General features: G+C 63.1%; 17 protein-coding genes. 14 read left to right on the top strand and 3 right to left on the bottom strand.

Annotated elements, in window-relative coordinates; translation table 11 throughout:
• The first annotated feature begins 236 nt into the window (after nucleotides 1–236).
• The 14 genes from trxA (at nucleotide 237) to rnfB (ending at nucleotide 19,058) form a co-directional block, all read left to right on the top strand.
• Nucleotides 237–1,100: a thioredoxin gene (gene trxA / locus ACVOLZ_RS12815; RefSeq protein ID WP_481516487.1), complete on the top strand. Its 864-nt coding sequence runs from the start codon at nucleotides 237–239 to the stop codon at nucleotides 1,098–1,100.
• Nucleotides 1,101–1,262: 162 nt separating this feature from the next.
• Nucleotides 1,263–2,915, top strand: coding sequence for a FecR family protein (locus ACVOLZ_RS12810; RefSeq protein WP_481516486.1), 1,653 nt, complete (start codon nucleotides 1,263–1,265; stop codon nucleotides 2,913–2,915).
• Nucleotides 2,912–4,555, top strand: coding sequence for a CHASE2 domain-containing protein (locus tag ACVOLZ_RS12805; protein WP_481516485.1), 1,644 nt, complete (start codon nucleotides 2,912–2,914; stop codon nucleotides 4,553–4,555). Before ACVOLZ_RS12810 ends, ACVOLZ_RS12805 begins: the two co-directional genes overlap by 4 nt.
• A 58-nt stretch (nucleotides 4,556–4,613) precedes the next feature.
• Nucleotides 4,614–5,075: a DUF4442 domain-containing protein gene (locus tag ACVOLZ_RS12800; protein ID WP_481516484.1), complete on the top strand. Its 462-nt coding sequence runs from the start codon at nucleotides 4,614–4,616 to the stop codon at nucleotides 5,073–5,075.
• Nucleotides 5,076–5,166: 91 nt separating this feature from the next.
• Nucleotides 5,167–5,844 carry a DUF502 domain-containing protein gene (locus tag ACVOLZ_RS12795; protein ID WP_481516483.1) on the top strand — a complete coding sequence of 226 codons (678 nt, stop codon included), beginning with the start codon at nucleotides 5,167–5,169 and terminating at the stop codon, nucleotides 5,842–5,844.
• A gap of 145 nt (nucleotides 5,845–5,989) precedes the next feature.
• Nucleotides 5,990–7,891: a DUF885 domain-containing protein gene (locus tag ACVOLZ_RS12790; RefSeq protein WP_481516482.1), complete on the top strand. Its 1,902-nt coding sequence runs from the start codon at nucleotides 5,990–5,992 to the stop codon at nucleotides 7,889–7,891.
• Between the two features lie 20 nt (nucleotides 7,892–7,911).
• On the top strand, nucleotides 7,912–8,982 hold the full coding sequence (locus ACVOLZ_RS12785) for a serine hydrolase domain-containing protein (RefSeq protein ID WP_481516481.1): 1,071 nt from the start codon (nucleotides 7,912–7,914) through the stop codon (nucleotides 8,980–8,982).
• Nucleotides 8,979–9,374 carry an SMU1112c/YaeR family gloxylase I-like metalloprotein gene (gloA2, locus tag ACVOLZ_RS12780; protein WP_481512571.1) on the top strand — a complete coding sequence of 132 codons (396 nt, stop codon included), beginning with the start codon at nucleotides 8,979–8,981 and terminating at the stop codon, nucleotides 9,372–9,374. Before ACVOLZ_RS12785 ends, gloA2 begins: the two co-directional genes overlap by 4 nt.
• A gap of 612 nt (nucleotides 9,375–9,986) precedes the next feature.
• Nucleotides 9,987–10,880 carry an ABC transporter ATP-binding protein gene (locus tag ACVOLZ_RS12775; protein WP_481516480.1) on the top strand — a complete coding sequence of 298 codons (894 nt, stop codon included), beginning with the start codon at nucleotides 9,987–9,989 and terminating at the stop codon, nucleotides 10,878–10,880.
• 11 nt (nucleotides 10,881–10,891) lie between these two features.
• Complete coding sequence (locus tag ACVOLZ_RS12770) at nucleotides 10,892–14,470, top strand: ABC transporter permease/M1 family aminopeptidase (RefSeq protein WP_481516479.1); 3,579 nt, start codon at nucleotides 10,892–10,894, stop codon at nucleotides 14,468–14,470.
• Between the two features lie 348 nt (nucleotides 14,471–14,818).
• The gene (locus ACVOLZ_RS12765; RefSeq protein WP_481516478.1) at nucleotides 14,819–15,265 is read left to right on the top strand and encodes a DUF2147 domain-containing protein; all 447 of its coding nucleotides are present in this window, start codon (nucleotides 14,819–14,821) and stop codon (nucleotides 15,263–15,265) included.
• 409 nt (nucleotides 15,266–15,674) lie between these two features.
• Nucleotides 15,675–17,753, top strand: coding sequence for a methionine--tRNA ligase (gene metG / locus ACVOLZ_RS12760; protein ID WP_481516477.1), 2,079 nt, complete (start codon nucleotides 15,675–15,677; stop codon nucleotides 17,751–17,753).
• A gap of 170 nt (nucleotides 17,754–17,923) precedes the next feature.
• Nucleotides 17,924–18,514, top strand: coding sequence for an HAD family hydrolase (locus ACVOLZ_RS12755; RefSeq protein ID WP_481516476.1), 591 nt, complete (start codon nucleotides 17,924–17,926; stop codon nucleotides 18,512–18,514).
• A 55-nt stretch (nucleotides 18,515–18,569) separates the two neighbouring features.
• Nucleotides 18,570–19,058, top strand: coding sequence for an Rnf electron transport complex subunit RnfB (gene rnfB / locus ACVOLZ_RS12750; RefSeq protein WP_481516475.1), 489 nt, complete (start codon nucleotides 18,570–18,572; stop codon nucleotides 19,056–19,058).
• A gap of 166 nt (nucleotides 19,059–19,224) precedes the next feature.
• On the opposite strand, the gene ACVOLZ_RS12745 is transcribed toward rnfB, so the two are convergent.
• The 3 genes from ACVOLZ_RS12745 to ACVOLZ_RS12735 form a co-directional block, all read right to left on the bottom strand.
• The gene (locus ACVOLZ_RS12745; RefSeq protein WP_481516474.1) at nucleotides 19,225–19,731 is read right to left on the bottom strand and encodes a hypothetical protein; all 507 of its coding nucleotides are present in this window, start codon (nucleotides 19,729–19,731) and stop codon (nucleotides 19,225–19,227) included.
• A 126-nt stretch (nucleotides 19,732–19,857) separates the two neighbouring features.
• Nucleotides 19,858–20,205, bottom strand: a complete 348-nt coding sequence (locus ACVOLZ_RS12740) for a RidA family protein (RefSeq protein ID WP_481516473.1) — start codon at nucleotides 20,203–20,205, stop codon at nucleotides 19,858–19,860.
• On the bottom strand, nucleotides 20,202–20,894 hold the full coding sequence (locus ACVOLZ_RS12735) for a DUF998 domain-containing protein (RefSeq protein WP_481516472.1): 693 nt from the start codon (nucleotides 20,892–20,894) through the stop codon (nucleotides 20,202–20,204). The genes ACVOLZ_RS12740 and ACVOLZ_RS12735 overlap by 4 nt, the downstream gene beginning before the upstream one ends.
• Between the last annotated feature and the right edge of the window lie 107 nt (nucleotides 20,895–21,001).

Below are 21,001 nucleotides of genomic sequence, written 5' to 3'. Positions count from 1 at the left end.
GCTCGGCAGGGGCCTGACCGGTAAAGCTCCTGCCGAGCATGGCTCGGCACTACCTGACATTGCCGGTAAAGCTCCTGCCGAGCATGGCTCGGCACTACGAGCACTATCTGCAAAGCCCGGTGCCTGCTGCCCTGCAACCCGCCGCACCTTCTATTCCCAGCACCAGTACCCAAAGAGGTTGAGAACCCGCCCCGCCGTCGCCATAAAGGACGTTCCTGACAGCAACGTAGCCAGCCATGAGCGATCTCCCCCACGTATTCGAGGCCACCACCGAGACCTTCGAGGCCGAAGTCCTGCAGAAATCCATGCAGACCCCGGTGCTGGTTGACTTCTGGGCCACCTGGTGCGGCCCATGCAAGAGCCTGGGGCCGATCCTGGAGAAGCTCGCCGGCGAATACAACGGCGCTTTCGAGCTGGCCAAGGTCGATGTCGACAAGGAGCAACAGGTTGCTGCCGCCTTCCAGATCCGCTCGGTACCCACCGTTTTCCTGATCAAGGACGGACAGATCGTCGATGGCTTCCCCGGCGCGATGCCCGAGGGCCAGCTGCGTGAATTCCTGACCCAGCACGGTGTCATGCCGGCTGAGGCGGCTGCTGCCGTCGAAGAAGAAACCCAGGCACTGCCGCTGGACCCGCAGGCCGAAGTCGCCGCATTGCGCGATGCCATTACCGCCGAGCCGGACAAGGCCGAGCTGAAACTCGACCTGGCTTTGGCACTGCTCAAGACCGGTGCAACCAGCGAGGCCGGGCAGCTGTTGGACGGCCTGCCGGCCAACCTCGCCACTGACGACCGCGCCATCCGCGCGCGCGCGCGCCTCGACTTTGCCGCCGCCTTGCAGGACGCCCCAGCCGGCGATGTACTGGCTGCACGCGTACAGGCCGACGGCAATGACCTGGAAGCGCGATACCTGCTGGGCATCCAGCATCTATTGGCAGGCGAGGATGAAGCCGCGTTGGAGCAGTTCATCGAAATGCTGCGCATCGACCGCAGCTTCCGCGACAGCCTGCCCAAGAAAGCGCTGATCGACGCGTTCCGGGTGATCGAAGACGAAGACCTGGTGGGCCGCTACCGCCGCAAGATGTCTTCGCTACTGTTTTAACTTCAGGCCAGACAGTTCAATTTGCGTGTCAATTGCACGAAAATTGACGGCCCATCGTGGATGATCCCGCCGTGGCCCCCGCCACGGCGCCCAGGAACGCACGACGATGAAGTTGCAATCAGCACGATGTCAGCGTAACGGACACGCGTTTTTGGAGCCAAAGTGGCCGTGAGAAACATCGACGTTCGCCCATCCCTGCTGCAGCTGGCAGTAGCTGCGTTGCTGCTGTGCTGGACAACGCTGGCCAGCGCACAGGACTGGAACTACCGCGCACGCCCCGGTGACACCTTGTGGGACCTGGGCGCACGCTACCTGAAGGCCGATGTGCAGTGGCAGCAGCTGCAGGCACATAACAGGATTGCCGATCCGTACCGGCTCGCGCCCGGTCAGAACCTGCGCTTCCCTATTGCCTGGTTGCGCGTACAGCCGGCACCGGCCCGGGTGGTCGCATTGCGCGGTCAGGCCCAGGTGAGCGATCCGGTCTACGGCACGCGCGCCTTGCAGGCCAACATGCTGCTACCGATCGGCAGCCAGCTGCAGACCGGTGACGACGCCAGCGTCACCCTCAGCTTTGCCGACAATTCACGCTTGCAGCTACGTGAGAACTCACTGTTGCAGCTCGACCAGCTCAGCAGCTATGGCGCCACTGGCATGGTTGACACTCGCATGCGCCTGCAGCGCGGACGCAGCAGCAACCAGGTGACGCCAGCGCGCGGGCCGGCATCGCGCTATATCATCACCGCCCCGACCGCGACCAGCAGCGTGCGCGGCACCTTGTTCCGGGTAAACGCCGGCGACGAAGACAGTCCGGCAGCCACCGAGGTCGTCCAGGGGCGCGTGCAGGTGGGCAATCGCGCCGGCCAACGGCTGATTGGTGGCGGCCATGCAACCCTGGTCCGCGCAGCGGGCAGCGCGCCGACACAGCCGCAACAACTGCTGCCAGCCCCACAGCTGCTTGAGTCACAATTACGGCTGCAACCACTGCCGCTGCTGGCTGCCTGGCAACCGCTGGATGCGGCCAGACGTTACCGGGTAGAGGTAGTGCTTGCGGCGACGCCAGATGTTGTACTGTTCGCCCGCGAGCTGACAGAGCCGCAGATCCGCATCGACAGCTTGCCGCCGGGGCAACTGCGTCTGCTGGTACGCGCCATCGACACCGATGGCGTCGAAGGTCTGGATGCCGAGCATGATTTCCTGGTGCCTGAAGGCCTGCCCGCGCCGTTGACGCTGGCGCCGCTGCATGGGCAGACCGTGCATCAGCTGCAGCCGCGCTTCCAGTGGGCCAAGGTTGCTGGCGCCACTGCCAGCCTGCTGCAGATCGCAGACAATCCAGACTTCCTGGAACCATTGGTCGAACAACAGGCCGGCAACCAGCAGTTGCGTATCGGCAGCCCACTGCCGGCTGGGAACTATTTCTGGCGACTGGCCTCAATTGATGGCGACAACAACCCCGGCCGCTACGGTCAGGCATTGCCACTGCAACTCAGCGATGTGCCCGTTGCGACGCCACTGGACTCGGCAAGAGACCACAAAGGCCTGCTGACCCTGCGCTGGCCGGCCGACAACGCCGCCCAGCACTATCGCGTGCAGATCTCGCGCAAGGCGGACTTCTCGCGACTGCTGCTGGATGAACAGGTGGATATTCCCGAGATCGCACTCAAGCAACCCTGGCGTGGCGGCACCCTGCATGTCCGCGTGCAGAGCATCGAAGACGACGGCTATGCCGGCACATTCTCGACGCCGCAGCAGATCCAGCTACGCTGCCGGCTTTGCTATGGCGTCGGCGCAGGCGCCTTGTTGCTGCTCGCCTTATGAGGCCACTACGACCGCGCTGGCAGGTCCGGCTGTTGTTTGTACTGGGCTGTGCGCTGCTGGTCGGCTGGCTCAGCCATGCCCGGGTGTTCTGGCAGCAGGATGTCGCCAGCTACGACCTGTTGGTGGGCGACTGGGAATACCCGCCCGACCCCCGCCTGGCGATCATCGCCATCGATGACCGCAGCCTGCAGCAACTGGGCCAATGGCCGTGGCCGCGAAGCGTTCATGCGCGGCTGCTGGATCGCCTGCATCAAGCGGGCGCGGAGCGTGTCGCGCTGGACTTGATGCTGCCCGACGCCGACCGCAAGGACGCCAGCCAGGACAATGCCTTGGCCGCCGCGATCCGCCGCAATGGGCGGGTCGTGCTGCCGGTACTGGCAGCACCAGCCAGCGACGAAGCGGTCCCCGAGGAACTGCTGCCCGTACCTGCCATTGCCAAAGCGGCAGCCACGCTTGCACACACCGATATCGAAGTGGATGGTGACGGCGTTGCACGCGGCGTCTATCTCAAGGCCGGCATCGGCTCGCCACATTGGCCTGCACTGGGTGCCGCGCTGGCCGGAATCAACGAGCCGTTGCCGGGCATGGTCGATCCTGCGCCACGGGCCCGCTCTCCCTATCAATGGCATCGCGATCACTACGTGCGACTGCGCTATGCCGGGCCTCCCGGCAGCTTTCCGCAGATGTCCTATATCGACGTGCTTGAGGGCCGGATACCCAACGATCTGCTGAAGGACCGTCTGGTCATTGTCGGCATGACCGCCAGCGGCATCGCGCCGCGCCTGCTCACCCCGACGTCGCGCGACAACTGGATGAGCGGCAGCGAGTATCAAGCCAACGTCGCTTCGATGTTGCTGGCCGGCAATGCCATCCGTCCGCTGCCACCGCTGCTGCAGACTGCAATCACCATTGCGCTGGTGGTACTGGGCGCGCTGGGCATCACCTCCGCCATCCGTCAGCGCTGGCTGCTGGGCGCATTGGCCATCCCCGCCCCCATATTGCTGAGCCTTGCTCTGCTACATGGCGCGAATCTATGGTTCGCTCCGTTTGCGGCGACCGCGGGCTTCATCGGCATACTTTTATTCTGGACGCTATGGCAGATGCGCTACTGGCGCCGCCAAGCCAACCGCGACCCGCTCACCGGCCTGGCCAACCGCATGCGCTTTGAAGAGACGCTGCGGCGAGAGACCGATGCCGCCCGCCGTAGCGGCCGCCCCTTGACCCTGCTGCTGATCGACGTCGATCACTTCAAAAGCTGCAATGACAGCCACGGGCATTACGTCGGTGATCGCCTGCTGCGCTATCTGGGCCGCACCATCGAGGATATGGCGCGACGCCCGCGCGACCTTGCCGCGCGCTTCGGTGGTGACGAGTTCGCCCTGATCCTGCCCGACACCCCGCCGGCTGGCGCCGAGCAGTTGGTGCAGAGCTTGATCAGCCGTGTGCGCCAGCTCAGCATTCCGGTCGACAAGGCTCTCCACAGCAAGACCAGGACCACCGTCACCATCGGCGTTTGCAGCGTGCTGCCCGGCCCCGACGACGGTCCGGCACGCCTGTTCGAGGCCGCCGACGCCGCCTTGTACCAGGCCAAGCAGGCCGGTCGCGATGGCTACCGCATCGCCCCGCCCTGGCCGAACTGAGTCTTTCCATACGCCTGCGAATGCTAGACTCCGACTCCCCCGTCCGTCTGCTCGCACAATGAAAGCCAGCCTGTTCCGCCGCGGAATCAATCTGTGGCCTCCGTTCCTGTTCGCCGGCATCCACGTCACCGCCATCAGCGCCGACTACCGTTACGTGCGGGTCGAGCTGCGGCAGCGACCGTGGAACGTGAACTACGTGCGCACCCATTTCGGCGGCAGCCTGTTCGCGATGACCGACCCGTTCTGGATGCTGTGCCTGCTGCAGAACATGGGCAGCCGCTACTTCGTCTGGGACAAGGCCGGCAGCATCGAGTTCCTCAAGCCCGGCCGTGGCGTGGTGTGGACCGAGTTCCGGCTGGACGACGCCACGCTGGAGGAGGTCAAGGCCGCCACCTCCAACGGCGACAAATACCTGCACTGGTTCGAGAACGAGGTACTCGATGCCAGCGGCGAGGTGGTGGCAAGGGTGCGCAAGCAGGTCTATGTGCGACTCAAGCCGGACGCACGCAAACCGGACTGAGCCAAGACGGCAACACAGATTTCTCTGAACGCAGCCGCTCCAGCGTTCAGCGGCGCACATACGGAACACACCCGAACGCTACAATTCGCGGATGTCGCCCGAAGCCGTCTCCCCCGCCCCCCGCCCCTCCCTGCAACGTCTTTTCCTTACCGGCCTGCTGACCCTGCTGCCGATCTGGTTGACCTGGGTGGTCGTCAAATTCGTGTTCGTCCTGCTCTCTGGCATCAGCAGTCCGCTGATCGTGCCGTTGTCCGAGCGCATTGCCGCCTCGTTCCCCGATTATCTGGGCTGGATCAAGGTCGAATGGATGCAGGACATCACCGCCCTGCTAGCCACCCTCCTGGTGATCCTGCTGGTCGGCATCCTCAGCCGCCGGGTCATCGGCCAACAGCTGCTGCGCTGGTTTGGTGCAGTGATCCGCCGCATTCCGCTGGCCAGCATCATCTATGACAGCGCCAAGAAGCTGCTGGACATCCTGCAGACCAAACCCGGCAGCACCCAGCGCGTGGTGCTGATCGACTTCCCGCACCGTGACATGAAGTCCATTGGTCTGGTCACCCGGGTGCTCAAGGAACAGGGCACCGGCCGGGAACTGGCTGCCGTGTACGTACCCACCACCCCCAACCCGACCTCCGGCTATCTGGAAATCGTTCCGGTGGAGATGCTCACGCCCACCGACTGGACGGTGGATCAGGCCATGAGCTTCATCATTTCCGGTGGCGCAGTTGCCCCGGACAGCGTCCCATTCACCCGTTCGGTCGACCAGTAGGTCCATCCCATGCCTTGCGGCAGCCGCCGCAGGGCATGGGGCATAACCAAAGCTGTATCACCGGCGCGTGTTCATCCGCGCCACGGCTGGTCGTCTCCGCTGATATCGGGCAAGCTCCCGGGTCGATGTATTTGCGGAACACCTGATGCCTTACAGCCCGTTGCGCCTGCTCGCGCTTGCTATTGCCACGATCATGACGCTGTCCGTCGCGGCCCCTGCCGACGCGGCCAAGAAGAAAAGCCAGCGCCAGTCAGCGCCGCAGAGCCGCGCCGCCAAGCCCAAGCCGCGCAGCACCCCGCGCCCGGCCCCACGCCGGCCGGCAGCCGTGCCATTGCCGATCAAGCAGGACAACGCCGCCAAGCTCAACCGCATCTATGACGAGTACTGGGATGCCTCGATGCGGCTGAACCCGCTGCAGGCCACCTTCCAGGGTGATCCGCGCTACAACGACCAGCTCCCCAACTTCCTGTCCTCGGCCTCGCGCCAGCAATCACATGATTTCATGGTCGAGTGGCTGGGCAAGGTCCAAGCCGTCGGCGCCACCGGCCTGCAGGGCCAGGACCTGCTGAGCTACGAAATTTTCGTGCGCGACGCGCAAGTCTCCTTGGCCGGCGAGCAATACCCGACCTGGATGCTACCGATCAATCAGTACTACAACCTGTCCAGCATCATCGCGGTGTTGGGCTCCGGCGCTGGCGCGCAGCCGTTCCGCACCGTCAAGGACTACGAGAACTGGTCCAAGCGCTCGCTCGGCATTCCGCCACTGTTCGACCAGGCCATCGCCAACATGCGCGAAGGCAAGGCCGCAGGCGTTGTGCAGCCGCGCGCCTTGATGGAAAAAGTACTGCCTCAGCTCGACGCGGTGATCAAGCCCACCGCTGAGGAGAGCCTGTTCTGGGGCCCGATCCGCAATATGCCGGCGGAGTTCTCCGCGCAGGACAAGGCCAGGCTCACTGCCGAATACAAGCGCATGATCGAGAACCGGATCATGCCGGCCTATCGTTCGCTGCGCGGCTTCATCGCTACCGAGTACATGGCCGCCGCGCGCAGCACCGATGGCATGGCCGCCCTGCCCAACGGCAGCGCCTGGTATGCACACAATGTTGCCAGCAGTACCTCGCCGGCCCGCACACCGGCCGAGATCCACGCTCTGGGCGAGCAGGAGGTCAAGGACCTGCAGGCGCGCATCGATGCGGTAATGAAGCAGGCCAAGATCCGCGGCTCGCAGCAGAAAGCCTTCAATGCGATGCGCAACGACCGCCAGTTCGTGTTCCGCGACGCCAATGCCCTGCTGGCCCGTTATGCCGAGACTGGCGTTCGGGTACATGCCGCGGTGCCAGCACTGTTTAACGAACGGCCCAAGGCCAGCTTGGAAATCAAGGCCGTCGAGGCTGAACGCGCCGCAACTTCCAGCGCTGCCAGCTATCAGCCTGGCAGTGCCGATGGTCAACAGCCGGGTGTGCTTTACGTCAATACCAGTGACCTGCCCTCACGCAAGCGCTGGGCAGTGACCATGCAATACCTGCACGAAGCCATTCCCGGCCATCACTACCAGCTGGGTGCGCAGCAGGAACTGACCGCGTTGCCGCGCTTCCGACGTCTCGGTGGCGATGTGGCCTATGTCGAGGGTTGGGGGTTGTACGCCGAGTCCTTGGGCCAGGAGCTCGGCCTGTACAACGACCCCTACGACCAACTTGGCTATCTGCAGACCACCTTGCTGCGCACCGTGCGGCTGGTCGCCGACACCGGTCTCAATGCTGCTGGCTGGAGCCGTCAGCAGGCCACTGAGTACATGGTCAAGAATGCCGATATTCCAGCCGCCGATGCCGCCTCCGAGGTCGAGCGCTTCATGGCCTTGCCCGGCCAGACCCTGGCCTACCGCGTAGGCGAAATCAAAATTCGGTTGTTGCGCGAAAAGGCCAAGGCCGCGCTCGGTGATCGCTTCGACCCGCGCGAGTTCCATCACGAAGTTCTCAAGGACGGTTCCATGCCGCTGGAAATCCTTGAGGCCAAGATCGACCGTTGGATCGCCAGCAAGAAAGCCTGATCACCTGCCAAGGAGCCACCATGCCGCGCTGGAAACCCCGACTTGCCCTGCTCTGCCTGTTCGCGTGCTCCAGCCTTGCCGGGGCAGTGACCTTGGCTCCACCTGATCCGGGTATCGATGGTTTGATGCAGCGCTACGACGGCCAGGTGCCCGGCGCTTCGGTGCTGGTGTTGAAAGACGGCCAGCCCGCGTTCCGCCGCAGCTACGGACTGGCGGTACTGGAAGACGGCACGGCCGCAACTCCGGCCAGCAACTTCCGCCTGGCCTCGGTCAGCAAGCAGTTCACCGCCGCGGCGGTCCTGCTGCTGGCCGAAGACGGCAAACTGGGCATCGACGACCCAGTGAAGAAGTGGCTGCCCAGCCTGCCGGCAGTGGCCGATACGATGACCCTGCGGCAGCTGCTCAGCCACACCAGCGGCCTGCTCGACTACGAAGAGCTGATGGATCCGGCCGATACCCGTCAGGTCCACGACGTCGACGTGCTGCAACTGCTGCAGAAAGAGAACCGTACATACTTCACACCCGGCAGCGACTACCGCTACAGCAACAGCGGCTATGCCTTGCTGGCACTGGTGGTGGGCAAGGCCTCAGGCAGCGACTTCGCCAGCTTCCTGCGCCAACGCATTTTCCTGCCGCTGGGCATGAGCAACACCTACGCACATCAGGACGGCGTCGATGAGGTGCCCAATCGCGCCTACGGCTACAGCCAGATCGATGGTCGCTGGCAGCGCACCGACCAGAGCACCACCAGTGCCGTGCTCGGCGATGGCGGCATCTATTCTTCCATCGACGACCTGGCCAAGTGGGATGCGGCGTTGTACGACGAGCGCCTGTTGAAAGCAACGTCGCTGAAACTGGCCTTCAGCCCGGCAACGAAAACCAACGAACCCGACGTGCCGTTCTATGGCTTTGGCTGGCGCATCAATGGCGATGCGCTATGGCATAGCGGCGAGAGCATCGGCTTCCGCAATGTGATCGTGCGTTACCCCACGCAGAAGCTGACGGTGATCGTGTTGAGCAACCGCAACGAACCCGAACCCTATGCGTTGGCCATCGACATCGCACGGCGCTGGCTGGATGCCGCGCGATGAGTCTGCTTGGCATCCACCATGTTGCGGTGATTGCGGCGGATTACGCGCGTTCGCGGGATTTCTATGTGCGCATCCTCGGGTTGGAAGTGATTGCCGAGAACTACCGCAGCGAGCGTGACTCGTGGAAGCTCGACCTGCGCCTGCCCGATGGCAGCCAGCTGGAACTGTTCTCCTTCCCGAACCCTCCCGCACGCCCCAGCCGACCTGAAGCCTGTGGATTGCGCCACCTCGCCTTCCGCGTTGCAGCACTGGATGAAGTGGTCGCCCATCTGCAGCACGAAGGCGTTGCCTGCGAACCAATCCGCGTGGACGAATTCACCGGCCGCCGCTTCACCTTCTTCGCCGACCCCGACGACCTACCGCTGGAACTCTACGAGACGCCAGCCCGGTAGTGCCGAGCCATGCTCGGCAGAGGCTTTCCCCGCGAAAAGCCCCCCTCACCCCAACCCCCGCTCCGCGCCCCAGCCCTTGCGCCAGCGCAAGGTCGTTCAGAATGGGCACGAACCAGTGGTTCGTACACGCCCCTCCTTCACCCCGCGGGCGGGAGGGGGGCTTTAAGCAGGAGCGGGACCTGTAGTGCCGAGCCATGCTCGGCAGAGGCTTTCCCGGCAACACATCCGCGCAACGGATTGTATGACCGGCGTAAACCTCAAAGCCAAAGCAAGATCAACAGCGATAGAGCTAACCCCTCCCCAACCCTCCCCTACGCCTACGGCGCAAGGGAGGGAGCGTAGAACCATGCTCGGCAGAGGCTTTCCCAGCAACACATCAGCGCCTCAGATTGTGGGAGCGGCGTAAGCCGCGAAGCCAAGGCAAAAGATCAGAAGCGATAAAGCCACCCCTTCCCCAACCCTCCCCTTGGCCTTCGGCCAAAGGGAGGGCGCAACAACAGGTCACATTCCGACCGTAACCACGTCCCTGGTCCTAATGACTTCCGGCGCATTGCCCGGAACCCGGCTGTAGCTGAATGTGACAGCCATCATCCAAGGAGAGGTTCGGTCCCCATGCTGCAGATCCGAGGTTTGTCGAAGACCTACGCCAATGGCGTACAAGCACTGAAAAACGTCGATCTCGACATCCCGCGCGGCATGTTCGGCCTGCTCGGCCCCAATGGTGCAGGCAAATCATCCTTGATGCGCACCCTGGCCACCCTGCAGGAGGCCGATGCAGGCAGTGCCACGCTGACCACCGCCGATGGCGCCAGCATCGACATCCTGCGCGACAAGGACGCACTGCGCCGCAAGCTCGGCTACCTGCCACAGGATTTCGGCGTATACCCGAAAGTCAGCGCGCTCGATCTGCTCGACCATTTCGCTGTGCTCAAGGGCCTGACCGCGCGCAAGCAGCGCAAGGAAGTGGTTGAAGGCCTGCTGCAACAGGTGAATCTGTGGGATGCACGCAAGCGCAAGCTGGGCACTTATTCCGGCGGCATGCGCCAGCGCTTCGGCATTGCCCAGGCCCTGCTCGGCAACCCGCAACTGGTGATCGTCGATGAGCCCACCGCCGGCCTGGACCCGGAAGAGCGCAACCGTTTCCTCAACCTGCTGGCCGAGATCGGCGAGAACGTGGCGGTGATCCTGTCCACCCACATCGTCGAAGACGTCACCGACCTGTGCCCGACCATGGCCATCATGAACAAGGGCGAGGTGCTGCTGACCGGGCGCCCAGCCGACGCCATCGGTGCCTTGCAGGCACAGGTATGGCGCAAGCAGGTGGCCAAGGCCGCGCTGCCGGAGTACGAAGCCCGTTTCACGGTGCTGTCGACACGATTGGTTGGGGGCCATCCGGTGATCCACGTGTTCGCCGACAACTGCCCTGAAGCAGGCTTCGAACCGGTAGCGCCGGGTCTCGAGGACGTCTACTTCCAGCGCCTGCGTCTGCAGGCGCAGACCGCCTGACGGAGACGACCATGACCCTCGCCTTCCTGCGCTTCGAGCTGCGTGAGCAGCTGCGTTCTCCATTATTGTGGCTGCTTGCGGTACTGCTCGCGCTGCTCGCCTTCGGCGCTGCCTCCAGCGATGCCATCCAGATCGGTGGTGGCATCGGCAATGTGCACCGCAATGCACCGTCGGTTATTGCGTTTTTCCTGGCTGTATTTTCGATGCTGGGTTTGTTGGTTGTAACGTTGTTCGTCAGCAACGCCCTGCTTCGCGATTTCGATCTGAATACAGACGAGTTGATCTTTTCAAGTCCCATCAAACGTCGTCACTATCTTCTCGGCCGCATAGGCGCGGCACTGATTGCCAGCCTGATGATGTACGTGGTCATCGCCATCGGCACCTTCGTGGCACAGTTCATGCCATGGATCGATTCCGCCCGACTCGGCCCCGTGTCATTGCGACCGTATTTTTGGTCGTTCTGCATCATGCTGGTGCCAAACCTACTGTTCGCAACCTCATTGCTGTCACTACTAGCGGTAGTTACCCGCAGTATTCTCTGGGTTTACATTGGCGTCATAGCGTTCTTTGTGCTGTATTTCGTCAGCGGCAGCCTTCTGGCAGATGTCGACAACCGCCACATCGTTGCGCTGCTTGATCCATTCGGCCTGCGTCCTCTAGGGCTGGCGATGCGCTACTGGTCGGCGGAAGAGAGCAATACGGGCCTACCCGCTTTCAGCGGATATCTGCTGGAGAACCGCCTATTGTGGTTGAGCGTCACCGCCATTTTGTATGCCGCAACCTTCGCGCTGTTCCGCATCGAGCGCAGTGGCACCGGACGCAAGCGCGGCAACAAAATCGCCGCTGCGATCAGCTCCGAACGCAGGAACACCAGTGTCAACGTTCCAAAGACGACGCCTGCCTTCACAACAGGCACGGGCTGGCGGCAACTGCTGCAACAAGTTGCCTTCGATACAAAAGGCGTCTTCCGCGGCGTTCCATTCCTGGTATTGCTGGCCTTGGCGATGGCCAATTTCATCCCCACCGCCTTGCACCGTCGCACCATGTACGGCACACCCAGTTGGCCGGTCACTTCGCAGATGCTGGAGGCACTGCAAGGCAGCTTCAGTTTCGTACTGATCTTCATCGTGCTGTTCTACGCGGGCGAACTGGTCTGGCGTGAACGCAGCGCGCGTATCGCTGGCATCAGCGATGCCATGCCGGTACCGAACTGGGTGCCGCTGCTGGGCAAGTTCCTGACCCTGATCGCAGTGGTATTGGCGTTCCAAGCGGTCGGCGGAGTTACCGCCATCGCCATCCAGCTGAGCAAGGGTTATACCCAGATCGAGCCGCTGCTGTACTTCAAGACACTGGCGCTGGACTCGGTGGTCTACATCCTGATGGGCGGCATGGCGCTGGTACTGCAGGTACTGAGCAACAACAAGTTCATGGGGTACGCCCTGCTGATCCTGTTGCTGATCGGGCAGTCGGTGCTGGGCATGCTCGACTACACCCAGAACCTGTACAACTTCGGTAGCTGGCCGAATGCACCGTATTCGGACATGAATGGTTATGGTCACTTCCTGACCGGGCAGCTGGCCTTCCAGGGCTATTGGGCGCTGTTCCTGCTGGCATTGCTGTTGCTGTGCGCAGCCCTGTGGGTACGCGGTGTGGATTCGGGTTGGCGGCAACGCCTGCGTCTGGCCAAGCAGCGCCTGCGCGGTCCGCTGGGGGCAGGCCTGGCGGGCGCCACGCTGGCCTTCATCGCCTGCGGCGGCTGGCTGTACTGGAGCACCAACATCCGCAACGAGTTCGTCTCGCCGGACCAGCAGTTGGACCGCCAGGCCCGTTACGAACGCGAATACCGCAAGTACAAGGACCTGCCGCAGCCACGCATCGTCGCCATCGACAACAACGTCGACCTGCACCCGGAAACCCAATCGGTGCGCATCGATGGTGTCTACCGCGTGCGCAATACACATTCGGCGGCGATCCCCGACATCCACGTTGCGATGGGCGATGACCGCACACTGGCCAACATCGAGATGGGCGGTGCCAAGTTGAATACCCACGATGAGGAACTGGGCTACCGCATCTACCATCTGGATACACCGATGGCACCGGGTGAGGAACGTGACATCCGCTTCACCGTCGATATCCATCCCAACGGCATCACCGCCGACCAGGCGCAGAGCCAGATCGTCGACAACGGCAGCTTCTTCAACAGCCGTGTACTGCCGGCCTTCGGCTACGACAGCGGCGCAGAGATCGGCGACCGCAACGAGCGCCGCAAGCGTGACCTCGGCGAACCGACACGCATGCCAAAGCTGGAGGATCAGGCCGCACGCGCCAATACCTATATCTCCAACGATTCGGATTGGCTGGATTTCCGCAGCACCATCTGCACCGCACCGGACCAGATCGCCTTGGCACCGGGCTACCTGCAGAAGGAGTTCAAACGCGATGGCCGCCGCTGCTTCAGCTACGCCATGGACCGGCCGATGCTGAACTTCTACGCCTATCTGTCGGCACGCTGGACAGTGAAGAAGGCCACCTACAAGAACATCCCGATCGAGATCTATTACGACGCCAAGCATCCGTACAACGTAGACCGGATGATCGAAGGTGTGCAGAAGTCACTGGCCTATTACGAGGCCAACTTCAGCCCGTACCAGCACAAGCAAGTGCGCATCATCGAATTCCCGGGCTACCAGTCGTTCGCGCAGAGTTTTGCCAACACCATCCCCTACTCGGAGTCGATCGGTTTCATCGCCGACCTGCGCGACAAGGATGATGTTGACTATGTGTTCTATGTCACCGCGCATGAAGTGGCGCACCAGTGGTGGGCACATCAAGTAATCAGCGCAAACGTCCAAGGTGCGACGATGCTGACCGAGTCACTTTCCCAATACTCGGCATTGATGGTCATGGAAAAGGAATACGGCCGCAGTCAAATGCGTCAATTCCTGAAGACCGAGTTGGATCGGTACTTGTCAGAACGTGGCGGTGAATACGTTGAAGAGCAACCGCTCTATCGCAACGAGAACCAGCAGTACATCCACTATCGGAAGGCTTCGTTGGTGTTCTACCGCCTGCGCGAGGAAATGGGCGAGGAAGCACTGAACCGTGCGCTATCCCGTTTCATCCAGGCCAAGGCCTTCCAGCAGCCGCCGTACACCACCTCGGCCGAACTGCTGGACTTCATCCGAGCAGAAGCCAAGCCCGAGCAGCAGGCTTTGATCACCGACCTGTTTGAGAAGATCAGCTTCTACGACAACCGCGTGGTCGAGGCCAATGCCAAGAAGCGCGCCGACGGCCGCTACGAAGTGACCCTGCAACTGCACGCCGACAAACGTTACGCCGACGGCATGGGCAAGGAGACCGCAGGCACGCTGGACGACTGGATCGAGGTCGGTGTGTTCGCCAAGGGCGCCTCGGGCAAGGAACGCGATGAGAAGGTGCTGTACCTGCAGCGTCATCACATCACCGCCGCCGCGCCCAGCATCACGGTCACCGTGGACCAGCGGCCCGACGAAGCCGGCTTCGACCCGTACAACAAGCTGATCGACCGGGTTTCGGCCGACAACCGCAAGCGGGTGACAGTGCAGTAAACCAAAGAGGCGCAAAGTCCGCGCTCTTGCTCAAAGCCCCTCTCCCGTCTGCGGGAGAGGGGTTGGGGTGAGGGCCGCTTCCAGGGCATTACCGGGAAAGCCCCTGCCGAGCATGGCTCGGCACTACAGCCCCTGCTCTTGCTTAAAGCCCCTCTCCCGCCTGCGGGAGAGGGGTTGGGGTGAGGGCCGCTTCCAGGGCATTACCGGGAAAGCCCCTGCCGGGCATGGCTCGGCACTACATGTCGGAAATCTGCTGCACTGCGGATTCCGTACGGGACCGAATGCGGTTACATTCGGCTCGTAACAGCGCCACCGGCCGCTGACCAAACCCACCCTGGGAGGGGAAACATGCGTACTACCTTCAAGACCCTGTTGCTGGCCCTGCCGCTGCTGGCCGCCGGTTTCTCCGCCAGCGCCAGTGACAGCGCTGCCGGCCGCTGGCGCACCATCGATGACGAAACCGGCCGGGTGAAGTCCATCGTCGAAATCACCCAGGCCGCCAACGGCACCCTCAGCGGCAAGGTGCTGCAGGTACTGCAGTCCGAGCATGGCCCGCATCCGCTCTGCAACAAATGTGAAGGCGCCAACAAGGGCAAGCCGATCGAAGGCATGACCATCCTCTGGAACGTCCGCCCGGACGGCGCCAACAAGTGGGCCAACGGCACCATCCTGGACCCGGCCAAGGGCAAGACCTACAGCTCCAAGGTCGCCTTGGTGGACAACGGCCGCAAGCTGGACGTGTCCGGTTGCATCGCCTTCATCTGCCGCACCCAGACTTGGCTGCGCGACCAGTAAGCGGTTTGAGGCTTCTGCTTGAGGCTTCTGCTTGAGGCTTCTGCTTGAGGCTTCTGCTTGAGGCTTCTGCTTGAGGCTTCTGCTTGGGGCTTCTGCTTGGGGCTTCTGCTTGAGGCCCTTGCTTTAGCCCCTCTCCCGCCTGCGGGAGAGGGGTTGGGGTGAGGGGAAGCTTCTAGCTACGTGAAGTCAAAAGCCCCCCTCATCCGCCCTTCGGGGCATCCCCGCCTTCGCGGGGACAGGCTCTTCTCCCGCAAGCGTGAGAAGGGAAAGCTCTGATTCCGCTCCCTGTCTGGCAAGCGCCAGCCGAAGCCAAAGCCAAGCTCCAGCCCAAAGCCCCAGCCCCGGTCTCCCGGGGCTGCTTCTTTTCAGCCATGCGATAATCTGCAGTCCCCTGCTGCAAACCATCGCCATGACCCGCAACGCCTTAGTCACCAACGCCCTACCCTACGCCAACGGCCCGCTGCACCTCGGCCACCTGGTGGGTTACATCCAAGCCGACATCTGGGTGCGTGCGCGGCGAATGATGGGCGAGAAGGTCTGGTACGTCTGCGCCGACGACACCCACGGCACGCCGATCATGCTGGCCGCCGAGAAGGCCGGGGTAAGCCCGGAAACCTTCATCGCCAACATCCAGGCCGGCCATGAGCGCGATTTCGCCGCCTTTGGCGTGGATTTCGACCATTACGACTCGACCAACTCGGCCACCAACCGCGAGCTGACCGAGGCCCTGTACGCCAAACTCGACGCCGCCGGCCATATCAGCCGTCGCTCGGTGGCGCAGTTCTACGACCCGGCCAAGGGCATGTTCCTGCCCGACCGCTACATCAAGGGCACCTGCCCCAAGTGCAAGTCGCCCGACCAGTACGGCGACAACTGCGAAGTCTGCGGCGCCACCTACGGCCCGACCGACCTGATCGAACCGAAGTCGGTGGTGTCCGGAGCTACCCCGGAAATGCGCGATTCGGAGCATTACTTCTTCGAAGTCGGCCGCTTCCAGGACTTCCTGCGCGAATGGCTGGCTGGCGACGTGGCCCTGCCCGGCGTGAAGGCCAAGCTGGCTGAGTGGCTGGATGCCGAAGGCGGCCTGCGCGCGTGGGATATCTCGCGTGATGCGCCCTACTTCGGTTTCGAGATTCCGGGTGCACCGGGCAAGTACTTCTACGTGTGGCTGGACGCGCCGATCGGCTACCTGTCCAGCTTCAAGAACCTGTGCACCAAGACCGGCGACGACTTCGATGCCGTGCTTGCAGCTGACAGCAGCACCGAACTGCACCACTTCCTCGGCAAGGACATCGTCAACTTCCACGGCCTGTTCTGGCCGGCAGTGTTGAAGGGCAGCGGCCTGCGCACGCCGACCAAGCTGCACGTCAACGGCTACCTGACCGTGGACGGCGCCAAGATGAGCAAGTCGCGCGGCACCTTCATCATGGCCCGCACCTACCTGGATGCCGGCCTGGCACCGGAGGCGCTGCGTTATTACTTCGCCGCCAAGTCCTCCGGCGGCGTCGACGATCTGGATTTGAACCTGACCGACTTCACCGCCCGCGTGAACGCCGATCTGGTCGGCAAGTTCGTCAATCTGGCCAGCCGCTGCGCTGGCTTCATCGCCAAGCGCTTCGACGGCAAGCTGGCCGATGTGCTGCCGGACCCGGCCCAGTACGACCGCTTTGTCGCCGCGCTGGCACCGGTTCGCGAGGCCTACGAGCGTAACGACGCCGCGGCCGCCATCCGCCTGACCATGACGCTGGCCGACGAAGCCAACAAGTACATCGACGACACCAAACCGTGGGTCATCGCCAAGCAGGAAGGCGCCGACGCTGAATTGCAGGCGGTCTGCACCCAGGGCCTGAACCTGTTCCGCGTGCTGGTCACCGCCCTCAAGCCTGTGCTGCCGGCCACTGCGCTGCAGGCCGAAGGCTTCCTCAACGCCCCGTTGAATGGCTGGGACGACATCGCCAAGCCACTGACCGCACACAGCATCGCCGCCTACGTGGCGCTGTTCACCCGTATCGACACCAAGATGATTGACGCAATGACCGACGCCTCCAAGGACACCCTCGCCGCCCAGCCCGCTGCCGAAGCCAAGCCGGCCAAGGCCGAAAAGCCTGCCAAGGTCGAAGTGAAGGCCGAAGCCAAGGCCGAAGGTGAAGCCTCCGCGTATATCGGCATCGACGATTTCGCCAAGCTCGACCTGCGTATCGGCAAGGTGCTGGAGTGCGGTTTCGTCGAAGGCTCGGACAAGCTGCTGCGCTTCCTGCTGGACGCCGGCGACCTCGGCCAGCGGCAGATCTTCTCCGGCATCCGTGGTAGCTATGCCGAGCCGGAGGCACTGGTCGGCCGCAACGTGGTGTTCATCGCCAACCTGGCCCCGCGCAAGATGCGCTTCGGCCTGAGCGAAGGCATGATCCTGTCGGCCGGTTTCGACGGCGGCGCGCTGGCGCTGCTGGATGCCGATGGCGGCGCATTGCCGGGCATGCCGGTTCGCTGAAGCCGGGAATCGTGAATAGAGAATCGGGAGTCGTAGAAGCAGGAGCTTGGCTTCATGGCTTCCGCAGCTCGCCCGGCCCGGCCATAAGTGCAAAAGAACGAAAGCCGTAGCGATGTCGGGAATCACGGCCCTTCCGATTCCCTGTTCCCAACTCCCTATTCCCGGCACTCATGCAACTAGCGCTCTTCGACTTCGACCACACCATCACCGTCTGTGACACCTACAGCCGGTTCCTGCGTCGTGTGGCCACGCCGGAACAGCGCGCGCAGGGCTGGTGGCGGATTGGACCGTGGTTGCTGGCCTACCGGCTGAAGCTGATCTCCGCCGAGCGCATCCGTCGCCGTGTCACCTCACAGGTGTTCACCGGCCGCCATGCGGGTGAAGTCACCCAGATGGCGCGCGACTACGCACGCGAGCACCTGCCGGGCATGGTGCGCCCGGAAATGCTGGAGCAGATCCAATGGCACAAGGCGCAGGGCCACACCGTTGCTGTGGTATCGGCCTCCATTGATCTGTACCTGCAGCACTGGTGCGATTCGCTTGGCCTGAAGATGATCTGCAACAAGCTGGAAGTGCAGGACAATCGCCTCACCGGGCGCTACGCCGAACGCGACTGCGGGCGGCACAAAGTCGCACTGGTACGACGCATGTTCGACCTGGGGTCGTTCCAACGCATCCATGCCTACGGCGACAGCAGCGAAGACAAGCCCATGCTGGCGCTGGCACACGAGCGTTGGTATCGCGGCAAATGCTTGACCTGAGCCCCTCTCCCTCCGGGAGAGGGGTTGGGGTGAGGGCGAACAGCAGGACTCTCCAATGAATACCCAACCCTCATCCGACGCTGCACGCCACACTCTCCCGGAGGGAGAAGGAAGGGCTGCGCTGGTCGAACGTCTCGACCGCCTGCTGCCGCAGACTCAGTGTGGGCAATGCGGCTATGACGGCTGCCGCCCGTACGCCGAAGCCATGGCTGCTGGCGACGCCGGCATTGATCACTGCCCGCCCGGTGGTGATGCCGGTGCGCGTGCGCTAGCCCATCTTCTAGGTGTTGCCGCCCTGCCCTACAACCGCAGCCGTGGTGAGCACAAACCGGCGCAGGTTGCAGTGATCGTCGAGGCCGACTGCATCGGCTGCACCAAGTGCATCCAGGCCTGTCCCGTCGATGCCATCGTCGGCGGCGCCAAATACATGCATACCGTGCTGGCCGACCTGTGCACCGGCTGCGAGCTGTGCATCCCGCCCTGTCCGGTGGATTGCATTGAGCTGCAGGTTGTGGCGAACCCAGGTTTTGTAGGAGCGGCGTAAGCCGCGAAGCTCGTAGAAGCCCCGCGAGCGAAGATCCCAATTTCCGGCGTCAATCCATAACAGAACGTGCGTCGAAGCAGCCACTTCAGATCGTGTTGAACGCTGCAATCCAAACACTGTTGGCTTCGCGGCTCATGCCGCTCCTACAAACAGCTGCAGTGCTCCCTCAATACTCGTCATCCTCGCCCTTCGGCGCCAGCGGCGGCACGGTGTACTGCCGTCCATGCGCCTGGCAATCTGCAATCAAGGCCTCTGCATCGGCGCGCACTATCGCGCGCGTGCCCAGCGGATACCGGTTGTCCTCGACCAGATCCGTGTGCAGATCGGTAACCGGCGAGAACGATGCGGAAACCGCATACCGTTCCTCCGAGGTAGCCAGCGCGTCGCCGCCCCACCAACGGATCAGCCATTGCGCGTTGTCCCAGATCAGCACCGTTTCCACCGTGCCGCCGTCGAGCTGATAGCCAACCGCGCAGAAATGGTTGGGCACGCGGCGATCGCCAAATCGACGTACTGTGTTGCGCAGCTCGGCCTCGATCAGCTTGAACTGCGGATACTCCAACGGATCAATGCGCTGCGCGGGCACCCGCGCGTAGATCATCTTCGCCAGCGGCGCCTGCGCCGATGGAGCAGCAGACGCGGCCGCACTGGCAGCAGTCAGGGCGCAACACATTGCAAACAACAAACTTCCTTTCATTTCCTTCCCTTGCCTCCCTGCAAAGACAGCAACAACCTCAAAGCTTGATCTGCCCGGATGCCACGGCACCCTGAGCAGATCAGCAGTGGTCACTCGGCCCGCTTACGGCACCGCAGCGGTGATCACGATCTCGATCTTCCACGCCGGGTTGGCCAGCTTGGCCTGCACGGTAGCGCGCGACGGCGTTGCACCCTGCGGCACCCACTTGTCCCAGGCTTGGTTCATGCCCGCGAAGTCGGCAAGGTCGGCCAGGAAGATCTCGGCGCGCAGGATCTTGGTCTTGTCGGTCGGGGCCAGACGCAGCAGATCGTCGATGGCCTGCAGCACCTGCTCGGTCTGGCCAACGATATCGGCGCTGGTATCTTCCGGCACCTGGCCAGCCAAGTAGGCCACGCCGTTGTGAATGGTCATTTCCGACATGCGCGGGCCGGTATCGAAGCGCTGGATCATTGGGGTGACTCCGTGTTGTGGGTGTGCCTGCCATTGTGAGGGCAAGCGGAAGTTTCAGGCGTTTCTTTGCGTGAACGCCGCCATGCTGCCGACGCCACCAACAGCAGCCAGCCCACCACCGCGGCAATCACCAGCTTCTGCCCCAGTCCACGCGGGCTATCGCGCCACAGCACATGCAGCCACAGCCCGGCGAAGGCCAGCCATGCCCATATCCATGCCAGCCGGTGCAGGCGCTGCCACCGTGCGTCGCGATCGAAGCACCAGGCCTGCAGCAGCATCGCCACGGTCACGCACAGGAAAGCGGTCTGCGCAGCCAAGCCATGCAGCAAGGGCGCCAACAGCGGTGCATGCTGCGGCAACCAGCTGTCACCAATCGCCACACCGGCCAAACCGAGCCCGGCTACCGCAAACAAACTGGGCGGCAAGCCACGTCGCGCACTCCCATCCGCCTGCCGGTACAGCATCAAACCGAGCGCGGCGATGGCCAAGGCCAGCAAGCAGTAGGCGCCGCGCAGCAGGACACCATATGGGCCGTGCAGATACAGGCTGAGGGTGGCGCGCACCCAGTCCAGGTCGTCTCGGGCAAACTGCAGGCCGATCGCAATGATCAAGAACAGCAGCAACGCCAACACTACCGCCAATGCCGGTACGGCCGATTGTCCCTTTGCACTGCGCTGACTACCGCCCATTCCCACTCCCCAGCGTTTGAGCTGCCAAGTCTAGTCGCCTGCAGCCACCACGCCGACTGAAGCCGGTGAAAACGTCCCAGCGCGCGCATGCAGCCATCATCACGCAT

The sequence above is a fragment of the Stenotrophomonas sp. STEN020 genome, assembly GCF_056760195.1.
This window is presented reverse-complemented; position numbering and strand designations above follow the sequence as displayed.